18 protein-coding genes are annotated in these 18,856 nt (G+C 43.1%); 9 read left to right on the forward strand and 9 right to left on the reverse strand.

Annotated features, from left to right (window positions below; all coding sequences use genetic code 11):
- Window positions 1-61 precede the first annotated feature (61 nt).
- From rpiB to F3J22_RS01640, 6 genes are all read right to left on the reverse strand, one after another.
- Entirely contained in the window at window positions 62-520 is a 459-nt protein-coding gene (gene rpiB, locus F3J22_RS01615) for a ribose 5-phosphate isomerase B (RefSeq protein WP_167013620.1), read from the reverse strand.
- Between the two features lie 48 nt (window positions 521-568).
- Entirely contained in the window at window positions 569-1,435 is an 867-nt protein-coding gene (tatC, locus tag F3J22_RS01620) for a twin-arginine translocase subunit TatC (protein ID WP_167013622.1), read from the reverse strand.
- A 778-nt stretch (window positions 1,436-2,213) separates the two neighbouring features.
- Window positions 2,214-3,476 carry a hemolysin family protein gene (locus tag F3J22_RS01625; RefSeq protein ID WP_167013624.1) on the reverse strand — a complete coding sequence of 421 codons (1,263 nt, stop codon included), beginning with the start codon at window positions 3,474-3,476 and terminating at the stop codon, window positions 2,214-2,216.
- A gap of 42 nt (window positions 3,477-3,518) precedes the next feature.
- A complete protein-coding gene (gmk, locus tag F3J22_RS01630; protein WP_167013626.1) occupies window positions 3,519-4,088 on the reverse strand; it encodes a guanylate kinase in 570 nt (189 codons plus the stop codon).
- A gap of 93 nt (window positions 4,089-4,181) precedes the next feature.
- Entirely contained in the window at window positions 4,182-5,489 is a 1,308-nt protein-coding gene (murA, locus tag F3J22_RS01635) for a UDP-N-acetylglucosamine 1-carboxyvinyltransferase (RefSeq protein WP_167013628.1), read from the reverse strand.
- The gene (locus F3J22_RS01640; protein ID WP_167013630.1) at window positions 5,489-6,211 is read right to left on the reverse strand and encodes a DUF4290 domain-containing protein; all 723 of its coding nucleotides are present in this window, start codon (window positions 6,209-6,211) and stop codon (window positions 5,489-5,491) included. The genes murA and F3J22_RS01640 overlap by 1 nt, the downstream gene beginning before the upstream one ends.
- Before the next feature lie 366 nt (window positions 6,212-6,577).
- Here F3J22_RS01640 and F3J22_RS01645 point away from each other — a divergent pair, with 366 nt between their 5' ends.
- Complete coding sequence (locus F3J22_RS01645) at window positions 6,578-7,285, forward strand: alpha/beta fold hydrolase (RefSeq protein WP_167013632.1); 708 nt, start codon at window positions 6,578-6,580, stop codon at window positions 7,283-7,285.
- Here F3J22_RS01645 and F3J22_RS01650 read toward each other — a convergent pair whose 3' ends face one another.
- Window positions 7,286-8,161 (reverse strand): tryptophan 2,3-dioxygenase family protein, encoded by an 876-nt coding sequence (locus F3J22_RS01650; RefSeq protein WP_240154981.1) that lies wholly within the window; start codon window positions 8,159-8,161, stop codon window positions 7,286-7,288.
- Between the two features lie 114 nt (window positions 8,162-8,275).
- The gene (locus F3J22_RS01655) at window positions 8,276-8,743 is read right to left on the reverse strand and encodes an Lrp/AsnC ligand binding domain-containing protein (protein WP_029465139.1); all 468 of its coding nucleotides are present in this window, start codon (window positions 8,741-8,743) and stop codon (window positions 8,276-8,278) included.
- 550 nt (window positions 8,744-9,293) lie between these two features.
- On the opposite strand from F3J22_RS01655, the gene trmB reads away from it, so the two are divergent.
- The 7 genes from trmB (at window position 9,294) to F3J22_RS01690 (ending at window position 14,919) form a co-directional block, all read left to right on the forward strand.
- A complete protein-coding gene (gene trmB / locus F3J22_RS01660) occupies window positions 9,294-10,004 on the forward strand; it encodes a tRNA (guanosine(46)-N7)-methyltransferase TrmB (RefSeq protein ID WP_167013636.1) in 711 nt (236 codons plus the stop codon).
- Window positions 9,976-10,176, forward strand: coding sequence for a DUF5522 domain-containing protein (locus tag F3J22_RS01665; protein ID WP_167013638.1), 201 nt, complete (start codon window positions 9,976-9,978; stop codon window positions 10,174-10,176). Before trmB ends, F3J22_RS01665 begins: the two co-directional genes overlap by 29 nt.
- 208 nt (window positions 10,177-10,384) lie before the next feature.
- Window positions 10,385-10,828 carry an IPExxxVDY family protein gene (locus tag F3J22_RS01670; RefSeq protein ID WP_167013640.1) on the forward strand — a complete coding sequence of 148 codons (444 nt, stop codon included), beginning with the start codon at window positions 10,385-10,387 and terminating at the stop codon, window positions 10,826-10,828.
- 86 nt (window positions 10,829-10,914) lie between these two features.
- On the forward strand, window positions 10,915-11,145 hold the full coding sequence (locus F3J22_RS01675; protein WP_167013642.1) for a 4a-hydroxytetrahydrobiopterin dehydratase: 231 nt from the start codon (window positions 10,915-10,917) through the stop codon (window positions 11,143-11,145).
- Window positions 11,146-11,164: 19 nt separating this feature from the next.
- Window positions 11,165-13,249: a histidine kinase gene (locus F3J22_RS01680; protein ID WP_167013644.1), complete on the forward strand. Its 2,085-nt coding sequence runs from the start codon at window positions 11,165-11,167 to the stop codon at window positions 13,247-13,249.
- A gap of 32 nt (window positions 13,250-13,281) precedes the next feature.
- Window positions 13,282-14,028 (forward strand): LytTR family DNA-binding domain-containing protein, encoded by a 747-nt coding sequence (locus F3J22_RS01685; protein ID WP_167013646.1) that lies wholly within the window; start codon window positions 13,282-13,284, stop codon window positions 14,026-14,028.
- A gap of 285 nt (window positions 14,029-14,313) precedes the next feature.
- Window positions 14,314-14,919 carry an outer membrane beta-barrel protein gene (locus F3J22_RS01690; protein WP_167013648.1) on the forward strand — a complete coding sequence of 202 codons (606 nt, stop codon included), beginning with the start codon at window positions 14,314-14,316 and terminating at the stop codon, window positions 14,917-14,919.
- 234 nt (window positions 14,920-15,153) lie between these two features.
- Here F3J22_RS01690 and rho read toward each other — a convergent pair whose 3' ends face one another.
- Window positions 15,154-16,872, reverse strand: coding sequence for a transcription termination factor Rho (gene rho, locus F3J22_RS01695; RefSeq protein WP_370459398.1), 1,719 nt, complete (start codon window positions 16,870-16,872; stop codon window positions 15,154-15,156).
- 469 nt (window positions 16,873-17,341) lie between these two features.
- On the opposite strand from rho, the gene asnS reads away from it, so the two are divergent.
- On the forward strand, window positions 17,342-18,781 hold the full coding sequence (gene asnS, locus F3J22_RS01700; protein WP_205195128.1) for an asparagine--tRNA ligase: 1,440 nt from the start codon (window positions 17,342-17,344) through the stop codon (window positions 18,779-18,781).
- The last annotated feature ends 75 nt before the right edge of the window (window positions 18,782-18,856 follow it).

An 18,856-nucleotide genomic window follows, 5' to 3' on the forward strand; every position in this document is an offset into this window, starting at 1 on the left:
GAGCCGGGATGTTCCCCGGCTCTTTCAAAATACAAAAATTTATAAAATTCTCCTGCTTCTGTCAGAGGCAGGCCATTTTCCTTACTCTGTCGCCATGACGGCCACCTTCAAATGGCGTATTAATAAATACTTCCACCATCTGGGTTGCCACTGGTATATCTACAAAACGGGCAGGAATACATAACACATTAGCATTGTTATGTGAGCGGGCCAGCCTGGCAAGCTCTTCGCCCCAGCAGATGGCGGCACGGATACCCTGGTGTTTATTGGCGGTGATAGCCACCCCGTTTGCACTTCCGCAGATGAGGATACCAAAGGAGGCCTCTTCACGTTCTACGGCCGTAGACACCGGATGTGCATAATCCGGGTAGTCTACAGAATCTTTTGAATGGGTCCCGAAGTCTTTTACTTTGAGACCTTTTGCTTCCAGGAATGAAATTACTTCTTCTTTATATTCAAACCCCGCATGATCAGAACCTATGGCTACCGGCAGAACAGGATTAAAGGTATTTTTTTCCATAACAAGAAAATTTTGTGTGTTAAAGCTGGCTACTCATTTACTGATCTGTTAGGACCATTCCTGAATTTCTTCTTCTTCTTTTTTGCCTTTTTTAGCTTCACGATCGCGTAACGCTTTTCCGGAAATAAAGATACTGATTTCGTACAGGAGGTATAGCGGCGTAAACACGATCAGCTGATCAATAACGTCTGGCGGCGTGATAATGGCTGCCAGGATCAGGATCACCACAATTGCATGCCTGCGATAGGAACGAAGGAATTTAGGGGTGATAAGGCCGAATTTCGTCAGGAAGAATACCAGCACCGGTAACTCAAATAAGATACCCATACCGAGTACTATCTGCGTCATCAGGTCGAAATAATTATCAATGAGGAACTGATTGACTGCTTTATCTGTCACTTTATATGATGCCAGGAAGTTGATGGTAAAAGGTGCCATCAGGAAGTAGGCAAAGAATATCCCGAGGAAGAACTGGAAAGATACCCAGAAGATCACACCTCTTGCACCTCTCAGCTCTTTTTCTTTCAGCGCAGGTTTTACGAAACGCCAGAATTCCCAGAAGATATAAGGGAATGCACACACAAAGCCGATAACGAATGCCAGTTTGAATTGCAGCATGATCTGTCCGACCATCTGCGTATTCATGAACTGCACCTTCACCGGAGTAATACACAACGCATCTCCGAGACCCACGGCATGACCGATATGGCACAGTACCCTATAGGTAGGAAAGGTGGCATTGGTAGGCCCGAAAATTACACCATCCAGGATTTCCTGTGTGTACAGAAAACCAAATATGCTGAATGCTACTATCGCCAACACTGACCTAACGATATGCCAGCGGAGGTCTTCCAGGTGATCGAAGAAAGACATCTCTGCCTTATCGTTATTTTTCGCGAAAAATTTCTTAAACATGTGCTAATCCCAAACTGAGTTGAAAACTGTTCTAATAAGGATCACAAATATAGCGGTTGAAAGGTAGAATTTCCAGAACTGTTTTATGAGGAAAGTTTTCGTACAATTTCAACTGCTGAAATGCCTTGCTATATCGATTTTCCCGCAGTGTTTGCAATGCGGGTAACTGCCCGGCAGGCTTGCATCCTGCAGGAAGGTTGCCTGTCAAACGGCACATCAAAACCAGCACCATAGCGGCGATTAATATTTGCTTAAAATATATCAGCGGTGATTAAGCTGTATAGCGCGTAAAATGTATTTGCAAATTATTTGGAAAGTTGCCGCTGTAGCGGGCCTGAGAAGGTTGGTATAGGTACAAAAAAAGAGCCAGCCCGAGAAGAATCAAGAGCCGGCCTTTCATCCATTGTTTGTTAACCCCAAAAAAGTTGAATTCGAGAATGTCTTTGGCTTCCAGATCAACTACTTACCTAATTGATGGCAAGCGTTCAGAATAAGTAAGAATCTCTGGTTGCTTTTATATTGTAGTACAAAAATAACGAGAAATATTTTATTATCAATGTTGGAACACTTTTTTTACAACCTTTTAACAAAAATCAAATCATAGTGTTACATCAACCATAGCAAATGTATACATTCCGTGTTAAATTCCTACTACTTTTTCAAAAAACGTTTTTGCAATTTATGTTATCCTTCCGTTAATACAAATATTATAAAAATATTTAAATAATTGCATTTTTTATTATGAACGGTTAAAATTAGTGCAAAAACTGCGATTTTCCTATCCCAGGATCTTCATCTTCACCATTTCTATCCTTGTATCGGTCACATTTAAGATATCAAATTCATAATCATCTATAATGATACGTTCCTTGATTTTAGGAATTGTCTCATGATGATTGATGATATACCCAGATAAAGTTTCACTTTCGTCCTCAGGAAAATCCAATCCGTATTTTTCATTCAAATAATCAAGTTCGAGGCGGCCAGAGAAAATATATTCTTTCTCTGCTATCTGCTTCTCTACAAACTCTTCTACATCGTGCTCATCTTTTATCTCCCCGAATATCTCTTCCAAAACATCTTCTATGGTCACAATACCTGCAGTTCCTCCAAATTCATCTACTACCCAGGCAATGCTTTTTCTCTCCTTATTAAACTTACTCAGCAGATCGATGGCACTCATCGTTTCCGGCACTGCCAGAATCGGATGGATCATGTGCCTGATCTCCTTAGGTGATTTAAAAAGGTCCAGCTGATGAATATAACCAAGGATATTATCAATGCTTTCTTCATAGATAATAATCTTCGACAGTTTGGTTTCCATGAATTTATTCCGTGCATCTTCAATAGGGCTGCCTATTTCAAGGGCTTCTATTTCCTTGCGGGGAATAAGACAGCCTCTGATTTTAACATGCGCCAGCGAAAGGGCATTTTCGAATAATTCGGTATTGAGTTCCTGGTTCTCAGAAACATGCTGCTGCGACTGTCGGATGAAGTTTTCCACATCTACGCGGGTAAATGATTCGCGGTTCTCCAGCAGTCGTACGTTAAAGAGATATTTCAGCATCCATTCTGCCACAGACACCATTACGTTGCCAATGATATACAAAGGCTTCGCGATCATGGAAATCGGCAGTGCAAAAAAGCTGAGTAATCCTTCCGGCCTTGACCGGAAGATAGCCCGCGGGATAAAAAAGCCCAGGAATAAGATCACAAGCGAAGCCAGCAGTATCTCCAGGAAGATGACCAGTGGTTGCATGTTGGCTATTTCCGGCGCGGCTACTGCGCCCAGTGGCTGAATGGCCCCTGCCATCATAATGGCATAGATCACGATAGTAATCGTGAAGCCTACCAGGCTGGTTGCCAGGAATCTGCTGGGATTCTCATTGAATGAGGCCAGGATCTTGCCGGTTGTCCTACCCTGCTTCTTTCTGAGTTCGATGCTAAGTTTGTTTACGTTCGCAAACGCAGCTTCAATACCGGAGAAGAAGCCGGCTAAGAGCACCAGAAAGACTAAAATGATAATTGTGTATCCGTCCATCTCAACAAAAATAACAAATTAGGAAAACCAACAATCACAGCACTATTTTATATGTAAAAATTCTGTTACCAGTTTTTTTACTTCGTGATAGGCTCTCTCCAGCACATCATTAACAACAATTGTATCAAATTCATGTGAAAACGAAAGTTCATAGCGGGCCTTTGCCAGCCGCTCGTCCATAGAGGCCTGCGTTTCCGTACCACGCTCACTGAGGCGCTCGCGCAGTGCATCTATACTCGGTGGTTCAATAAAGATCGTCAGTGCTTCCTGGTGATATTTTTCCTTGATAGACAAGGCACCTTTTACATCAATATCTACCATTGGTATCTGCTCATTGTTCCAGATCCTTTCCAGTTCGCTTTTCAGGGTACCATAATATTTACCGGCATATACCATTTCATATTCAGCAAACGCATTTTCATCTATTTTCTGATGAAATTCATCTGTGGACATGAAATAATAATCTTTTCCATTGACTTCATTAGCACGTGCTTCACGGGTGGCAGCAGAAATAGAAAATGCCAGCTGCGGCATTTCTGCCAGCAGTCTGCGGGTGATGGTAGTTTTCCCTGCACCGGAAGGAGCAGTAATAATGATGATCTTTTTTTCCATATTTTTTTGACAGTTACCCCAAATACAAAACCCAAAAACCAGTATGGTACTGGCATTTGGGCTCTGAGTTGGTGGTATGAACTATTTGTAAAATTAAACGCGTTTGATGTCTGCACCCAGCTTTCTGAGACGCTCATCAATATATTGGTAACCACGGTCTATCTGGTCGATATTCTGTATGGTGCTCTTACCTTCAGCGCTGAGTGCAGCGATCAGCAGGGAAACACCGGCACGGATATCCGGAGAAGACATGGTGATACCACGCAGTTTGTGCTGGCGGCCGAGGCCGATCACTACTGCACGGTGCGGGTCGCAGAGAACGATCTGCGCGCCCATATCAATTAATTTGTCGACAAAGAACAAACGGCTTTCAAACATTTTCTGGTGTATCATCACACTGCCTTTTGCCTGTGTAGCTACTACCAGTACTATACTCAGCAGGTCAGGGGTAAAACCTGGCCATGGGTGATCTGAGATGGTAAGAATAGATCCATCAAGGAAAGTCTGGATTTCGTAGGCATCCTGACTCGGGATATAGATATCATTTCCACGGATTTCGAGGTTGATACCCAGCTGGCGGAATTTCTCCGGGATAATACCCAGGTGTTCCACGCCGGCGTTCTTGATGGTGATTTCGCTCTGTGTCATGGCGGCGAGGCCGATGAAAGAGCCTATTTCGATCATATCCGGCAGCATGCTATGTTCGCAGCCACCCAGATACTTAACACCTTCGATGGTGAGGAGATTGGAGCCGATGCCCTGGATGCGTGCGCCCATGCGGGTCAGCATTTTGCAGAGCTGTTGCAGGTAAGGTTCGCAGGCTGCGTTGTAGATGGTGGTAGTACCTTCTGCCATTACTGCCGCCATTACGATATTGGCAGTACCGGTAACGCTAGGCTCGTCCAGCAACATATAAGTTCCTTTCAGGCCGGTAGTTTCCAGGCGGAAGAAGTTGTCGTCGGAGTCATAAATGAATCTGGCTCCCAGTTTCTCGAAACCGATAATATGGGTATCCAGTCTGCGACGGCCAATTTTATCACCTCCTGGTTTAGGGATGAACGCTTTTCCGAATCTTGCCAGCAATGGGCCGGCGATCATAACGGAGCCACGTAAGCGACCGGATTTCTTTTTAAATTCCGGGCTCTGTAAATATTCCAGGTCGATATTGTCGGCCTGAAACTCACAGACATCTCTGCTGATACGATTGATTTTTACGCCAGCTTCTCCCAGCAATTCGATCAGGAGGTTAACATCCACAATGTCGGGGATGTTAGATATGGTTACCTTTTCAGGGGTAAGCATTACTGCACTGATGATCTGTAAAGCTTCATTTTTGGCACCCTGAGGGGTAATTTCCCCTTGCAGACGGTTGCCACCTCTTACTTCAAAAGCACTGCTCACTACTTATTCCTGTTTTTATTGAACTTGTTATTATGCTTGTTATTATTTCCCTTGCCGCTATTATTGCTTTTGAACTTGTTGTTCTGCTGGAAATTTTTGCGTTTACCGCTGCTGGTACGGAACGGATCATTGTTGCTGTTACCAACATTGGAGTTACCCTGTGAGAAGTTCTGGGTAGAATTAGCGCTGCTGACAGGAGCTGCACCAGGATGATACTCCAGCTGGTTACCTGTAATAGACAGTAATTCTGCGCGGATAGCATCATCATGAACGCTTTCTTTGTGCCAGTTGCCATAGGCCAGCTTCATGTAGTTGGCCACGGTTTGGGTAAAGCCTTCTTTTTTCTCAGGGTTTTCTTCCGAGATAGCTTTATCTATCACCATTTCCAGGTTTTTACCGAAGTGACGGTTTCTTGGGTATTTTTTAGGATACTCCAGTCTTTCTGGTCTGGCTTTTAAAGTTTCTTTTGTTGGGATTGGATAAGGCGATTCCACCTTCAGTGCAAAACCGGAGATATTGAAGATGTGATCCCACAGTTTATGTCTGAAATCCTCCACATTCTTTAAATGCGGATTTAGCGTACCCATCAGTTCAATTACAGCCATAGAATTACGCTGGCGATCCATATCGTCCTCAATGGTAAGCAGGAATTCCACCATTTTCTGGATATTTCTGCCGTACTCTTTCATTATCAGGTGATTACGCGTGGTATTGTATTCCATTACTATTGTTTATAAGTATTATTTGATGATGGGACATCTAAAAATCTGCGTAAGTCAGTACGCTCAGAGAAGAAGTTATTCGGCAACATCATTGCAAACATAATAAAAAAATGTGAGGAACATTTAAGACACATCCTTTGTTTATAAAAGCAAAATATACAATCACTGCCGGCAGATATTAGGACCAGTTACCCGTGCCATCGATGGATCAGGTACTCCTTTCCATGGACCCGGTCAGGCAAGCCGGAAGGTGTAGTGATATTATCCTGTTTTCCATTGCTTCACCTGATCGCGACCGGTGTTACTAACCATTTAAAAAATGGTTGATGGCCAGGTAATTTGGTTATTTTTTTCTTAGTTTTAACTATGCAGCATACAAAAATCCCCATTCTTCTGTTACATGGCGCCTTAGGGGCGGCCCCACAGTTCGACACCCTGAAATCATTACTGGAACCACATTACGATGTCCATGTCCTGGAATTCAGTGGCCACGGGCAGCAACCATTTTCTGCAGAAGGCTTCAGTATACCTGTTTTTGCAGGAGAAGTGCTGCGCTACCTGGAAGAGAATGGACTGGACTTCATCCATATTTTTGGTTACAGCATGGGCGGCTATGTAGCACTATACCTTGCCAGGCACCAGCCGGAGCGGATCGGGCATATTATCACACTGGCCACCAAATATAACTGGAACGAAGCCACTGCCGGCAGAGAAGTAAAGCAGCTCAACCCCGAACTGATCGCCGAAAAGGTACCCGCCTACGCCAAAGTGCTGGAAGAACGTCATACTGCATCAGACTGGAAAGAGGTGGTAAACATGACTGCTATTCTGATCGAAGATCTGGGGCATCAGTCACTGTTAAGGGCCAACGATTATGCGCAGATAGCATCTCCCTGCTTACTGATGATGGGAGACAGCGATAACATGGTTTCTTTCCAGGAAACGATTGAGGCATTCAAAGCCTTACCGGAGGCCCAGTTTGCCGTTTTACCAGATACGGTGCATCCACTGGAAAAAGCAGACGCACCATTGCTGGCATATCATATCAGACGATTTACTACACAGAAGATTTAATTACTCCTCTCCCATAGCAATACGTCCCCAGTTGTTCAGCTCTTCTTCCGACCATAATCCGGGGAAGAATACAATACGTTTATTCTTTGGCGGCAGGTATTGCTGCCAGTTGGTACCCCCTGTTGCTGCTATATCTTCCGGTTTTTTGTGGAGATATCTTACCGCAGACTTATAGTGCATCAGTGGCCATCGTACATTGATGTTGAGATCATAATCCCGAAGCATAGGCGCAATTTCCGCCTGTTCTTCGGGAGAAAGTTGTTGATAACGGAACTGAATATTGTGCAACCTATACCTTTCAGCAGTATGAAGGAAGGTTTCCATATATTTCAGTTCGAACTGGCGTAACGTAAGGGTTTTCTTTCCGGTAGCCAGTTCAGTAGCTCCACTTCTCCAGTAAATTTTTTCCAGAATATCTTTTAAATCCTTCCCCTGCAAACTTTCCCGTTGCCGCTCATATACCAGGTTGGGTAAATTGGTTGAACATATTTCAATGAGCCGGAACTGGCCGCTCTGAAATCCGCTGGCAGGCAACAGCGCCATACGGAATTTGAGAAACTGCTCCTTATCCATTCCATCCACCATGATCTCAAAAGAACTGATCAGGGCTTTGAAATAGTTATTGATGCGTTTTAACTGTGTTTTAAAGATGTCCGCCGACAGTACAGGGGCATGGCAAATCTGCTCGATTGCCTGCAGCGACAGTTTAAAATACAGTTCCGTTATCTGATGGTACATTATGAAAATATTCTCATCCGGAAACGGCGTGCGGGGATGCTGCAGGTTAAGCAGTACATCCAGTTGTATATAATCCCAGTAAGTAAGGTAATCCGCGTACAGCAGTCCGTCCAGGTAGGAGGACAGATCTTGACCCATCGCGGCATATTTTTCTTCGAGCCGTTTTATTCTTTCGGCAATTTCTGTTGTAACCATGACGGAATTTAATCATTAAGAATGAAAAGACGCTGCCGCCCATCACTCCCGATGATGCTATTCCACCACATTAATAGTACGGTAAAAACTTTCTTCCAGGGATATCAGGGTCTCCGTTCTTTCTATTCCCTTGATTTTCTGTAACTCATCGTGCAGGATACGACGAAGCTGGGTGATATCTTTACAAATGATTTCCGCGAACATACTATAACTACCGGTAGTATAATTGAGGCGTACCATCTCAGGAATCTTGCGTAATTCTTTGGCTACCGTATCATACATGGAGCTTTTTTCCAGGTAAATACCAATAAAGGCAATCACATCATATCCGATCATTTTTAAATCTACATGTAATTTTGTACCTTTAACTATACCTAGTTCTTGCAATTTCTTCATTCTAACGTGGATAGTGCCTCCCGAAACGAAAAGTTTCTTCCCCAGATCCGCATAGGAGATCTCAGCATTATTCATCATCTCACTGATAATCTGCAAATCGAGTTTGTCAATATTCAAATTGTGGCTCATTTTTACAATTTGTTTTTGAATGTTTTAAAGTTATATGCAAATATTTAAAAAATATCGAAAATTCAAAAATTTTTCTTAAAAAATTTGCAAAAAATAAGCACTCTATTTAGATTTGCATCATAATCATTACAAAAACAGCCGACAAAAAGTGACAGCAAGTATTGATTATCAAAACTTTGTGGGATGATGAAACTGGCAGACATGCCCTCTTGTCTCGGGGGTGGGGATCACAGGACAAACATGGTATAATTGGGTTGACCACTAATCTTACTTGTACCAAGGCTAACTGCCCCGTGGAGGTTCGACTCCTCCTCCTACAGCTGAATTGGTTTAAAGAGTCCGTGGGTTTCGCTCGCGGGCTTTTTATTTTATGAGAATCTCAGGCGCCTATGGCGCCTTTTTTATTATACATAAGACGCTCTGTTTCCGCCAACACCAAAGATATCGGCGGAAAAAGAGAAAAGAGATATCTCACCGACGCTGAGTCACTCCCCTTCAATCCCCACCCATCGCTAGAAAAGAAATAAAAACCTCGTAATTTCGCAGCCAAATGGGACAAAAAAAATTACAACGCTTCGCTGAAATAGAAACTTTTCCTAATGTATTGATATACCCGGAAGGGATGCAGGGAAAATGGCATGAATTCTTTCATAATAACAATCCGGTAGTACTGGAACTAGCCTGTGGTAAAGGTGACTATACCGTTGGCATGGCCCGTATTTTCCCGGATAAAAACGTAATCGGGGTAGACCTGAAGGGTAACCGCATCTGGAGAGGCGCTAAAACTGCTATAGATGAAAAACTCAATAACGCAGCCTTCCTCCGCACCCAGATCGATAAACTCAACAATTATTTCAACCCCGGCGAAGTATCAGAAATCTGGATCACCTTCCCGGACCCATTCCTGCGCGCGTCTAAATCCAAAAAAAGACTGACTTCTCCAAGGTTTCTCGAGCTATACCAGCCATTACTGGCTAAAGGAGCTACCATTAACCTGAAAACAGACTCTGCTGAACTCTACGCTTTTACCAAAGAAGTTATTGAAGTGCTTGGTTGTGAAGTAGTTGAAGATATTGCGGACATATACGCCATGCCGGAAATTCCTAACCTGTTGCGTATCACGACGCACTACGAAAGAATGCACCTGGCAGATAACCGCACCATCAGGTATATTAAATTCAAATTGCCAGAAGCTGCTTTGCCTAACTGGCGCAACGTTAAATTACCTTCCGATGAAGCAGCCGTTGGTGGAGAAGATTGATTTCTACTATAACGAACAGGGATATATGGTCTTTACCGAAAAATTTCACCTCGACAGGGGCCATTGCTGCGGAAATGGCTGCAGACACTGCCCTTACGATTTCGAAAAAGTACCGGAACCGAAACGAACATTACTGCTGGCAAACCGCCAAAGAAGAGAAGAAGAAAAGTAAAAGTCCGGATATCCCCGACAAACATACTTTCAAAACAGGCAGGCAGCAATGCCTGTCTGTTTAAAAGCCCTAAAATCGACGGCAGTAAAGCTTTCTATGGCACCTGCCCGTTCCCCCTGAAAATCTGAAAACCCAAAAAGATGAAAAAATATCTTAAAATTCATCTTAATTGCAGTCAGATGCTCTTTTTTCCCCAATATCTTTACGTATGACAATACTCAAACTGAAGCTGGATCAGGATCAATTAGTAGAGGATTTCTTCGAAAGCGCCCATCTTATCGGTATTGCCGCTACGGCCCGCGACTACCAGCTCTGCTGGCAGATCAATAAAAATCTGCATACCAACTTCAGGGTGAATAACTCACTGGAAATAACACTTTCCAAAAAGAGCAGGTCCTACCACTTCCCTGTATTTGAATTTCATGAAGCCACCAATGCCGTAGTACACTACTGTTATAATAACCACTGTCAGGCCGAATTCCTCCTGCCGGAACTCAAACAGATCGATTATTTGTGGATGATCAAGGGAGATTATTACCAGACAGAAGATGTAAAAAAAATAGTAGAGCAATTACGGCACGTTCCGCAGGTACAATTAGTATCTTTACTGGATACCAGGGAAATAAAGAATAAGATGAACCTCATATTCTAATGCCGGGACATAATCATCAGCACAGTTTAACCGAATCCTCACGAAAAGCCCTGCCAGTAAAGAATTATCCATAAATTTTCCTCAACATGTGGGAAGAAAAGAATAATCAGCTCTATAAGGCTTTTACCTTCAAAGACTTCAAAGAAGCCTTTGCCTTTATGACCAAAGTAGCATTAGCAGCCGAAAAAGCTGACCACCATCCTTATTGGACAAATGTTTATAATAAGGTGGAAATATATCTGTCTACACATGATGCCGGTAATATTGTTACCGATAAAGACAGAAAGCTAGCTGCCACTATCGACCAATTGTTATAATTATAATATACGCCACTTTGTGAAGCGCTCTATGCTATTGCTGCTGTTACTTTTTGTTACAGCAGCCACCCTTGCCAACAATCGGGTTAATCCACCTGATACACTTACGATAGAACCCTCCGCGGCTCCTGTCTCTATAGATTTACGCCCATTTGCCGGCAGTCTGACAGACAGTACGGGGCAACTGACTATACAGGACGTAACCCATAAAGTCTTTAGCACCAATCCCGCCCTGTTTCACAGCGCACCACGCAACAACAGCCGCGCCAATAACTGCTGGCTGAAATTCAGTATCCATAATACCAGCGACGTAGCAGCACCCTGGTTATTGTTTACCGGATGGCACGACTTCATGTACTGGTACGAACAGATACCTGGCAGTACCCCCAGGCTATTGATGCAAACAGGGCTAATGCTCGACAAAGGCGGTGTAGAGCGATGGAATAACTATGGATTTATTGCCGATGTTCCCGCACACAGTACCCGAACATTCTATCTCCATATAGTTAATAAATCCTTTAACGAACATTCATTTATTCCTATATTATATAACGCTCCCGCCTATGCGAAATTTCAGACAATACAGCTGGAAAGCTTCCGGCGGGAATCTGTTGTCATACTGGTTTTGCTAGGTATGCTGGTAGTATTTCTCAGTATCTCTATTATTAACTATATACAACTACCGGATCGCTCCTACCTCTACTTTGCCATTTATATGCTGGGGCTGGTGCTCTTTTTCGCGCTACGCCTGGAAAGCAAGCCCTATCAGCTTTCTTTCTTCCATAGATGGCCCATGCTGAAATACTATTGGGATATTCCGGGATTGCTGTTCTGCTTTTACATGATGTACCTGCTGTTTGGCAATACCTTTCTTAATTTAAAAGAGCGCTATCCTTTGATGGAAAGGGTTTTCACCTGGGTAGCGGCCGTGGTTGGCGGTCTTATTATTATCTGTATCTATTGTATAGCAGAAGAACAATATCATCTCCCTACCATTATATATAGTTATGTATACTTTGGAACACTTGTACCTCTACTGGTAATATATGTAGCGCTGGCAAGACGTTCGCAGCATCATCCGCTGGTAAGGTTTTACCTGTTGGGAAGTATTTGTCTGTACCTCGCGAGTCTGGGATCATTCCTGATTCACGTACGTCCGTTAGGGTTAGTAGGTGCGATAGGTGAGCTTTCCGCCCCTACCATATTGCTGATCGGAGGCATTCTTTTGCAGGCTTTATTTGTTTTAGCAGGACTTAGTTACCGGAATAAACTGGTACACATGGAGCGTACCCGCACACAGGAAATGTTAATTAAACAATTAAACAAGAACAAAGAATTACAGCGCAAACTGAATGAGCAACTGGAAGAACTGGTAAAAGAGCAGACCACCGAAATCCTGCGAAAGAAGCAGGAACTGGAGGAGCAGCGTAAGATTCAGCTGGAAACAGAGTATGTGAAAAAATTGACAGAGATAGAATTAAAAGCGATCCGTGCACAGATAAATCCGCATTTTATTTTCAATTGCCTTAATTCGATTCAATTGTTTGTAATGCAGCGTGACTTTGAGTTTGCGCAAAAATATCTCTCCGACTTTTCTTACCTGATACGTAAAACACTAGACTTCTCCCGACGTAATTTTATATCATTATCAGATGAAATTACCTATTTAAATACCTATCTGGGATTAGAAAGAATGCGTTTTGAGAACAGGATGGAGTATGAAATAAATGTTGACCCTGAAATTGCTACCGCCGAACTGGAGATCCCTGCCATGTTATTACAACCTTATGTAGAAAATGCAGTAAAACATGGAATGACCAACACCAAACATGCCACTGGAAAGCTTTCCGTACGATTTATTCAAAGCGCCTCCGACATGCTGGAATGTATTATAGAAGATAACGGCATTGGCATCAGCCGGTCCAAAGCCTTACGTACATTACCTAAGCATCATCAGTCGTCTGGTATGGAGATAAGTCAGAACCGTGCGGAGTTATTGAACAAAATGTATAATACGGAGATCCATATTGAGATCATAGATAAATCTGCCACAGACGAAAGCGACAGTGGTACTGTTGTTAAGATACTTATACCCCAACTGTGAATATTCATTAACGTTAGTAAGCAATCATGTGTATGATTAAGGCGATTATAATAGATGACGAAAGAAACAGCCGGGATATTATTGCCCTGATGCTGGAGAAATACTGCCCTTTTGTTACGATTGCTGACATGGCGTCAGATTGCGCCGATGGCATTGAGAAAATCAGGAAACATAGGCCTCAATTAGTGTTCCTGGACTTAGAAATGCCTGATGGCATAGGATTTGATATTTTGTCGGGCACACAGGATATTGCATTTGAGGCCGTATTTGTAACTGCCTTTGAAAAGAAGTTTTTGCATATTATCCGGTTTAGTGAAGTAGAGCTTATTTTAAAGCCTATTGACAAAGAGAGTTTATTGCAGGCTGTTAATGCGGTTGCAGAAAGGATAGACCAGCATTCAGCTACTGCCAGGTACCAGGTATTGATGGATAATTTCAATAATACCCGGACGCAAAACTGGAAGATGATATTGCCAACAACGGTAGGTGAGCATGTAATAAATCTATCTAACATTGAGTTTTTTGAAGCAGAGCAGGAACATTGTGTGTTCCGGATGGAGGGAGGTATAGATCATATTTCTCAGAAACCTTTCAGATATTACCTGGAACTCTTTACTGCGCTGCGTTTTTATCAGATCAACAACACACAGATGGTACAATTATCGAATGTTGGACAGGTTGCCGGCGATAGTGGAAAAGTAATTTTACGTAGCGGAAAAGTGCTTGAAACGACAGAAAGAAGAAAAAAAGACCTCCTTTTAAGGCTCCACGGAGGGTAATAATTCCTGTTAAAATATACCCAAATTCAGCGCTATGGCTATTTCAGGCCAGAAAACACCCCTGTAAATAATCTAAATAATACAAGTGCGCGAAGGATACGTAACAATTTCTTAACAAAAAAATTTGGTGGAAAAGGATTTGCTCGTACATTTGACCCGCGAAACCAAAAAGTCAAAAGGTCAGAAATGAAACTTGACTTCGATCAACCAGGAACGGCACGACAAGTATGTAGAAGAATAAAAGAAAGGAAGCACAGTTTTAATGAATATTTAAATTAACGAAAGATGAAAAAGTTGATTGTAATGGCCGCAGTAGCACTGTTCGGCACACAAGTAGCAAAGGCTCAGATTCAGAAAGGCGATATTTTATTAGGTGGTAACGTAAACGTGTTAACTCACTCCGACAAAGTAAAAGATGCTGACGGTAAAAATACCAGCACTTCTTTCGGTATCAGCCCTAAAGTAGGTTATGCACTGAACTCTAACTGGGTAGTAGGTGTGTTCGCAAATACCAACTTCAGTTTCGACAAAGACAAAGCAGGTGTTAAAACTAAAGGACTGGATATCAACCCTGGTATCTTCGTACGTAACTACCACATGCTGGGTCAGTCTAAATTCGCGTTCTTCGCTGAAGGTAATGCATCTTATGGCTTCGGTAATACCAAAGTTGACGGCACCAAACAAGATAGCTACAACCAGTTCAACGTTAACGTTCAACCAGGTATCTCTTACTTCGTAACTAAACACTTCATGGTTGAAGGTATGTTCGGTGGTATCGGTTACAACTGGAAACAAACTAAAGATGAAGCTACCAAAGTTAAAACTAACAACAGTGACTTCGGTTTCAACTTCACCAACCAGTTCGCTCTGGGCGTAAACTTCTTATTCTAGTAGTTTCGTCTGTGTGACTTATGTGAAAAATTTTATGGTAAAATAGGAACAGCCCTGGTGCAATGCACCAGGGCTGTTTTGTTATAATAATAATTCTACCCGAAGTACCCTGGGGCCATCGGCCCCAGGGTACTTCGGGTAATTCCGTCCCGCCTGCGGCGGGACGGAATTACCCGAAAAAAAGCAGCCGTCTCTAATGATAGAGACGGCTGCTATAAAAAGTATGTTTACTGATTATCCGTTCATAGAAATCAGGAACTCTTCGTTGTTTTTAGTACCACGCATATGTTGCAGCATGAAGTGCATAGACTCATCTGTATTCATATCAGCGAGGTGATTGCGGAGGATGTGGATACGTTTCAGTGAATCTTTATCCAGCAACAGGTCATCGCGGCGGGTAGAGGATGCAGATACATCGATAGCCGGGAAGATACGTTTGTTAGCCAGTTTACGATCCAGGAGCAACTCCATGTTACCGGTACCTTTGAACTCTTCAAAGATAACCTCATCCATTTTAGAACCGGTATCGATCAATGCTGTAGCGAGGATGGTGAGAGAACCACCATTTTCGATTTTACGGGCAGCACCAAAGAATTGTTTAGGTTTCTGCATAGCGTTAGCTTCCACACCACCACTCAATACTTTACCGGATGCAGGTGCAACGGTATTGTGAGCACGTGCCAGACGGGTAATGGAATCCAGCAGGATCACCACATCATGGCCACATTCTACCAGGCGTTTTGCTTTTTGTAAAGCTATAGCAGACACTTTTACGTGTTTCTCTGCAGGTTCATCGAAAGTAGAAGCGATTACTTCTGCTTTGACGCTACGTTCCATATCAGTTACCTCTTCCGGACGCTCATCGATGAGCACTACCATCAGGTAAATTTCAGGGTGATTAGTAGCGATAGCGTTTGCAACTTCTTTCAGGAGCATGGTTTTACCTACTTTAGGCTGAGCCACGATCAATCCACGCTGACCCTTACCGATAGGTGTAAACATATCCATGATACGGGTAGAGTAGTTATTGGAAGTTGTTGTCAGACGCAGTTTTTCGAAAGGAAACAGTGGTGTCAGATAATCGAATGGAACGCGGTCGCGTACTTCTTCGGGAGACTTACCATTGATTGTTTCAACTTTCAGTAAGGCGAAGTATTTTTCACCTTCTTTCGGAGGACGTACCGCACCTTTAACGGTGTCACCGGTTTTCAGTCCGAATAATTTAATCTGAGAAGGAGATACATAGATATCATCCGGAGAGCTCAGATAGTTATAATCAGAAGAACGCAGGAATCCGTAACCATCAGGCATCATTTCGAGAACGCCTTCACTTACGATTACACCATCAAATTCGATGTTGAATACCGGTTCTTTTTTATTGTTCTGGAACTTGTTTTTCTGTGCTGCAGGAGCCGCTGTTTCCTGTTCTTCAGGCATCACAAAATCATCATCTTCGTCCTCATCTGCAATAGCTACAGGTGCTGATTCTACAGTTTCTTCCTCTTCTTCTTCTTCCTGTTGATCTTCTGTGAAGGAAGGAATGATAATATCATCATCATCATCGAAAGTAAGAGAAGGAATGCTGTCGAGATCTATATCGAAATTTTTTATTTTGGATTTTGGAGCTGGTTCAGAATGTTCTTCGGTCTCTTTAGATTTGCTTCCGGTGGCTTTTTTGGAGGTTGCTTTCTTAGCTGGTTTCTCTTCTGAATGTGCTGGTTCTTCAGCTATGTGATTTTCTTCTTCTTTCTTTACGGGTTTACGTTTGCGTGATTTCTTTTCTTCTCCGTTTGCCGGGTTATCTGCGGAAGCCATTACAGCTTGTTTATCCAGGATCTTGTAGATAAGGTCTTGTTTGTTCAGTTTCTTCGCGTTGGGAACGTCCAGTTTTTCTGCAATATCAAGAAGCTCTGGAACGAGCATGTCGTTCAATTGTAAGATGTCGTACATCATCTGAGTTGTCAAATTTTAGAAGTAGTGTTGTAAGGCGGGTACCACTGCTGCATACCAACATACACCAATTACAAATAATTGTTTTGAGTCAATAAATTTAATTTGAAATTAAATTTGATAGGGAATGCTGAGTTCAGGAACTGCTGATGAAGGTGGTAATTAGGCTTGATCAGACAGATTGTAACGCAAGATTAATACAACTTTCTTTATTCTCCAAAAAAAATTAGCGGCCCCCACAGCCCGTCCATCCCTTTTCCAGCTTGAGTAAAGCACCTATTTTAGCCCCCAAATCCGGCTTTAAGAGTGTGCCGCTGTCATTATTTTTCCATTAATTCACGATAATATTATAGGGATTTTTAACATTTCATTTACATTCAGGGCTTGCAAATCTTGCTGGGAAAGCAGTTTCGCGGGAACTATGCACTATGAATTTTTCCACTTATTTTTGCAGTCCTAAAATTAATTTATTATGAGCCAAAGGGTAAAAGTCAAACAAATCCTGTCGGACGACAGGGCAAACTACGAAGTTACAGTAAAGGGTTGGGTGCGTTCTTTCCGCAACAATCAATTTATCGCTTTGAATGACGGCTCCACTAATAATAATCTCCAGATCGTTATAAATACTGAAAATACGGACCCTGCTTTACTGAAACGCATCACTACCGGTGCTTCCCTCAGTGCTACAGGCGAAATTATTCCTTCATTAGGTAAAGGTCAGAAAGTAGAGCTGAAAGCCGCAACACTGGAAATACTGGGTGATTGTGATCCCGAAAAATACCCGCTGCAGCTGAAAAACAAGCCTAGCCTGGAATACCTGCGTGAAATCGCTCACCTGCGTTTCCGTACAAATACCTTTGGCGCTATTTTCCGCCTGCGCAACTCCCTGGCGTTTGCAGTACACAAATTCTTCAACGAAAAAGGATTCGTATACCTGCACACCCCTATCGTTACCGCTTCCGACGCGGAAGGTGCCGGCGAAATGTTCCGCGTAACCACGCTGGACCTCAACAACCCTCCCCGTAACGAAAACGGCGACATCGACTTTAAAGAAGACTTCTTCGGTCGTAGCACCAACCTCACCGTATCCGGCCAGCTGGAAGGTGAACTCGGCGCCATGGCCCTGAGCGATATCTATACCTTCGGACCTACCTTCCGTGCTGAAAACTCCAATACCGCCCGTCACCTGGCAGAATTCTGGATGATCGAACCGGAAATGGCTTTCTATGAACTGGAAGATAACATGAACCTTGCTGAAGAATTTATCAAGTATGTTATCGCCTACGCACTGGAACACAACCGCGAAGACCTCGAATTCCTCGCTGCCAGACTGGTAGAAGAAGAAAAACAAAAACCACAGCAGGAACGCAGCGAAATGGGCCTGATCGAAAAACTCGAGTTCGTAGCCAACAACGAGTTTATGCGACTCACCTACACAGAAGCAATCGCCATCCTGAAAGACAGCAAGCCTAACAAAAACAAGAAATTCCAGTACCTCATCGAAGGCTGGGGCGCTGACCTGCAGAGCGAACATGAACGCTACCTGGTAGAAAAACATTTCAAAAAACCTGTTATCCTTACAGACTATCCAAAAGAAATCAAATCCTTCTACATGAAGCTGAATGCGGATGGTAAAACCGTAAGGGCAATGGATATCCTCTTCCCTGGTATCGGTGAAATCGTTGGCGGATCCCAGCGTGAAGAAGATTACGAAAAACTGGTAGGCCGTATGCAGGAAATGGGTGTTCCTGTTGAAGAACTGAGCTGGTTCCTCGATACCCGCCGCTATGGTACCGCGCCGCACTCCGGATTCGGCCTGGGCTTCGAACGCCTCGTGCTCTTCGTTACCGGCATGACCAACATCAGAGACGTTATTCCGTTCCCTAGAACACCGAAAAACGCTGAATTCTAATTCAATTAATTTTTCAATAGGAAAAGGGCCGTCTCTACTGAGTAGAGACGGCCCTTTTCCGTTCCTGCTGTCTTG

Origin of the sequence: Chitinophaga sp. Cy-1792, assembly GCF_011752935.1 — a bacterium.
Lineage (GTDB): Bacteria > Bacteroidota > Bacteroidia > Chitinophagales > Chitinophagaceae > Chitinophaga.

Excerpts from the sequence above, each read along its gene's own strand:
- rpiB (WP_167013620.1), bottom strand. The coding sequence starts at position 520 with ATGGAAAAAAATACCTTTAATCCTGTTCTGCCGGTAGCCATAGGTTCT.
- tatC (WP_167013622.1), bottom strand. The coding sequence starts at position 1,435 with ATGTTTAAGAAATTTTTCGCGAAAAATAACGATAAGGCAGAGATGTCT.
- F3J22_RS01625 (WP_167013624.1), bottom strand. The coding sequence starts at position 3,476 with ATGGACGGATACACAATTATCATTTTAGTCTTTCTGGTGCTCTTAGCC.
- gmk (WP_167013626.1), bottom strand. The coding sequence starts at position 4,088 with ATGGAAAAAAAGATCATCATTATTACTGCTCCTTCCGGTGCAGGGAAA.
- F3J22_RS01640 (WP_167013630.1), bottom strand. The coding sequence starts at position 6,211 with ATGGAATACAATACCACGCGTAATCACCTGATAATGAAAGAGTACGGC.
- F3J22_RS01645 (WP_167013632.1), top strand. The coding sequence starts at position 6,578 with ATGCAGCATACAAAAATCCCCATTCTTCTGTTACATGGCGCCTTAGGG.
- F3J22_RS01650 (WP_240154981.1), bottom strand. The coding sequence starts at position 8,161 with ATGGGTCAAGATCTGTCCTCCTACCTGGACGGACTGCTGTACGCGGAT.
- F3J22_RS01655 (WP_029465139.1), bottom strand. The coding sequence starts at position 8,743 with ATGAGCCACAATTTGAATATTGACAAACTCGATTTGCAGATTATCAGT.
- trmB (WP_167013636.1), top strand. The coding sequence starts at position 9,294 with ATGGGACAAAAAAAATTACAACGCTTCGCTGAAATAGAAACTTTTCCT.
- F3J22_RS01665 (WP_167013638.1), top strand. The coding sequence starts at position 9,976 with ATGAAGCAGCCGTTGGTGGAGAAGATTGATTTCTACTATAACGAACAG.
- F3J22_RS01670 (WP_167013640.1), top strand. The coding sequence starts at position 10,385 with ATGACAATACTCAAACTGAAGCTGGATCAGGATCAATTAGTAGAGGAT.
- F3J22_RS01675 (WP_167013642.1), top strand. The coding sequence starts at position 10,915 with ATGTGGGAAGAAAAGAATAATCAGCTCTATAAGGCTTTTACCTTCAAA.
- F3J22_RS01685 (WP_167013646.1), top strand. The coding sequence starts at position 13,282 with ATGATTAAGGCGATTATAATAGATGACGAAAGAAACAGCCGGGATATT.
- F3J22_RS01690 (WP_167013648.1), top strand. The coding sequence starts at position 14,314 with ATGAAAAAGTTGATTGTAATGGCCGCAGTAGCACTGTTCGGCACACAA.
- rho (WP_370459398.1), bottom strand. The coding sequence starts at position 16,872 with ATGATGTACGACATCTTACAATTGAACGACATGCTCGTTCCAGAGCTT.
- asnS (WP_205195128.1), top strand. The coding sequence starts at position 17,342 with ATGAGCCAAAGGGTAAAAGTCAAACAAATCCTGTCGGACGACAGGGCA.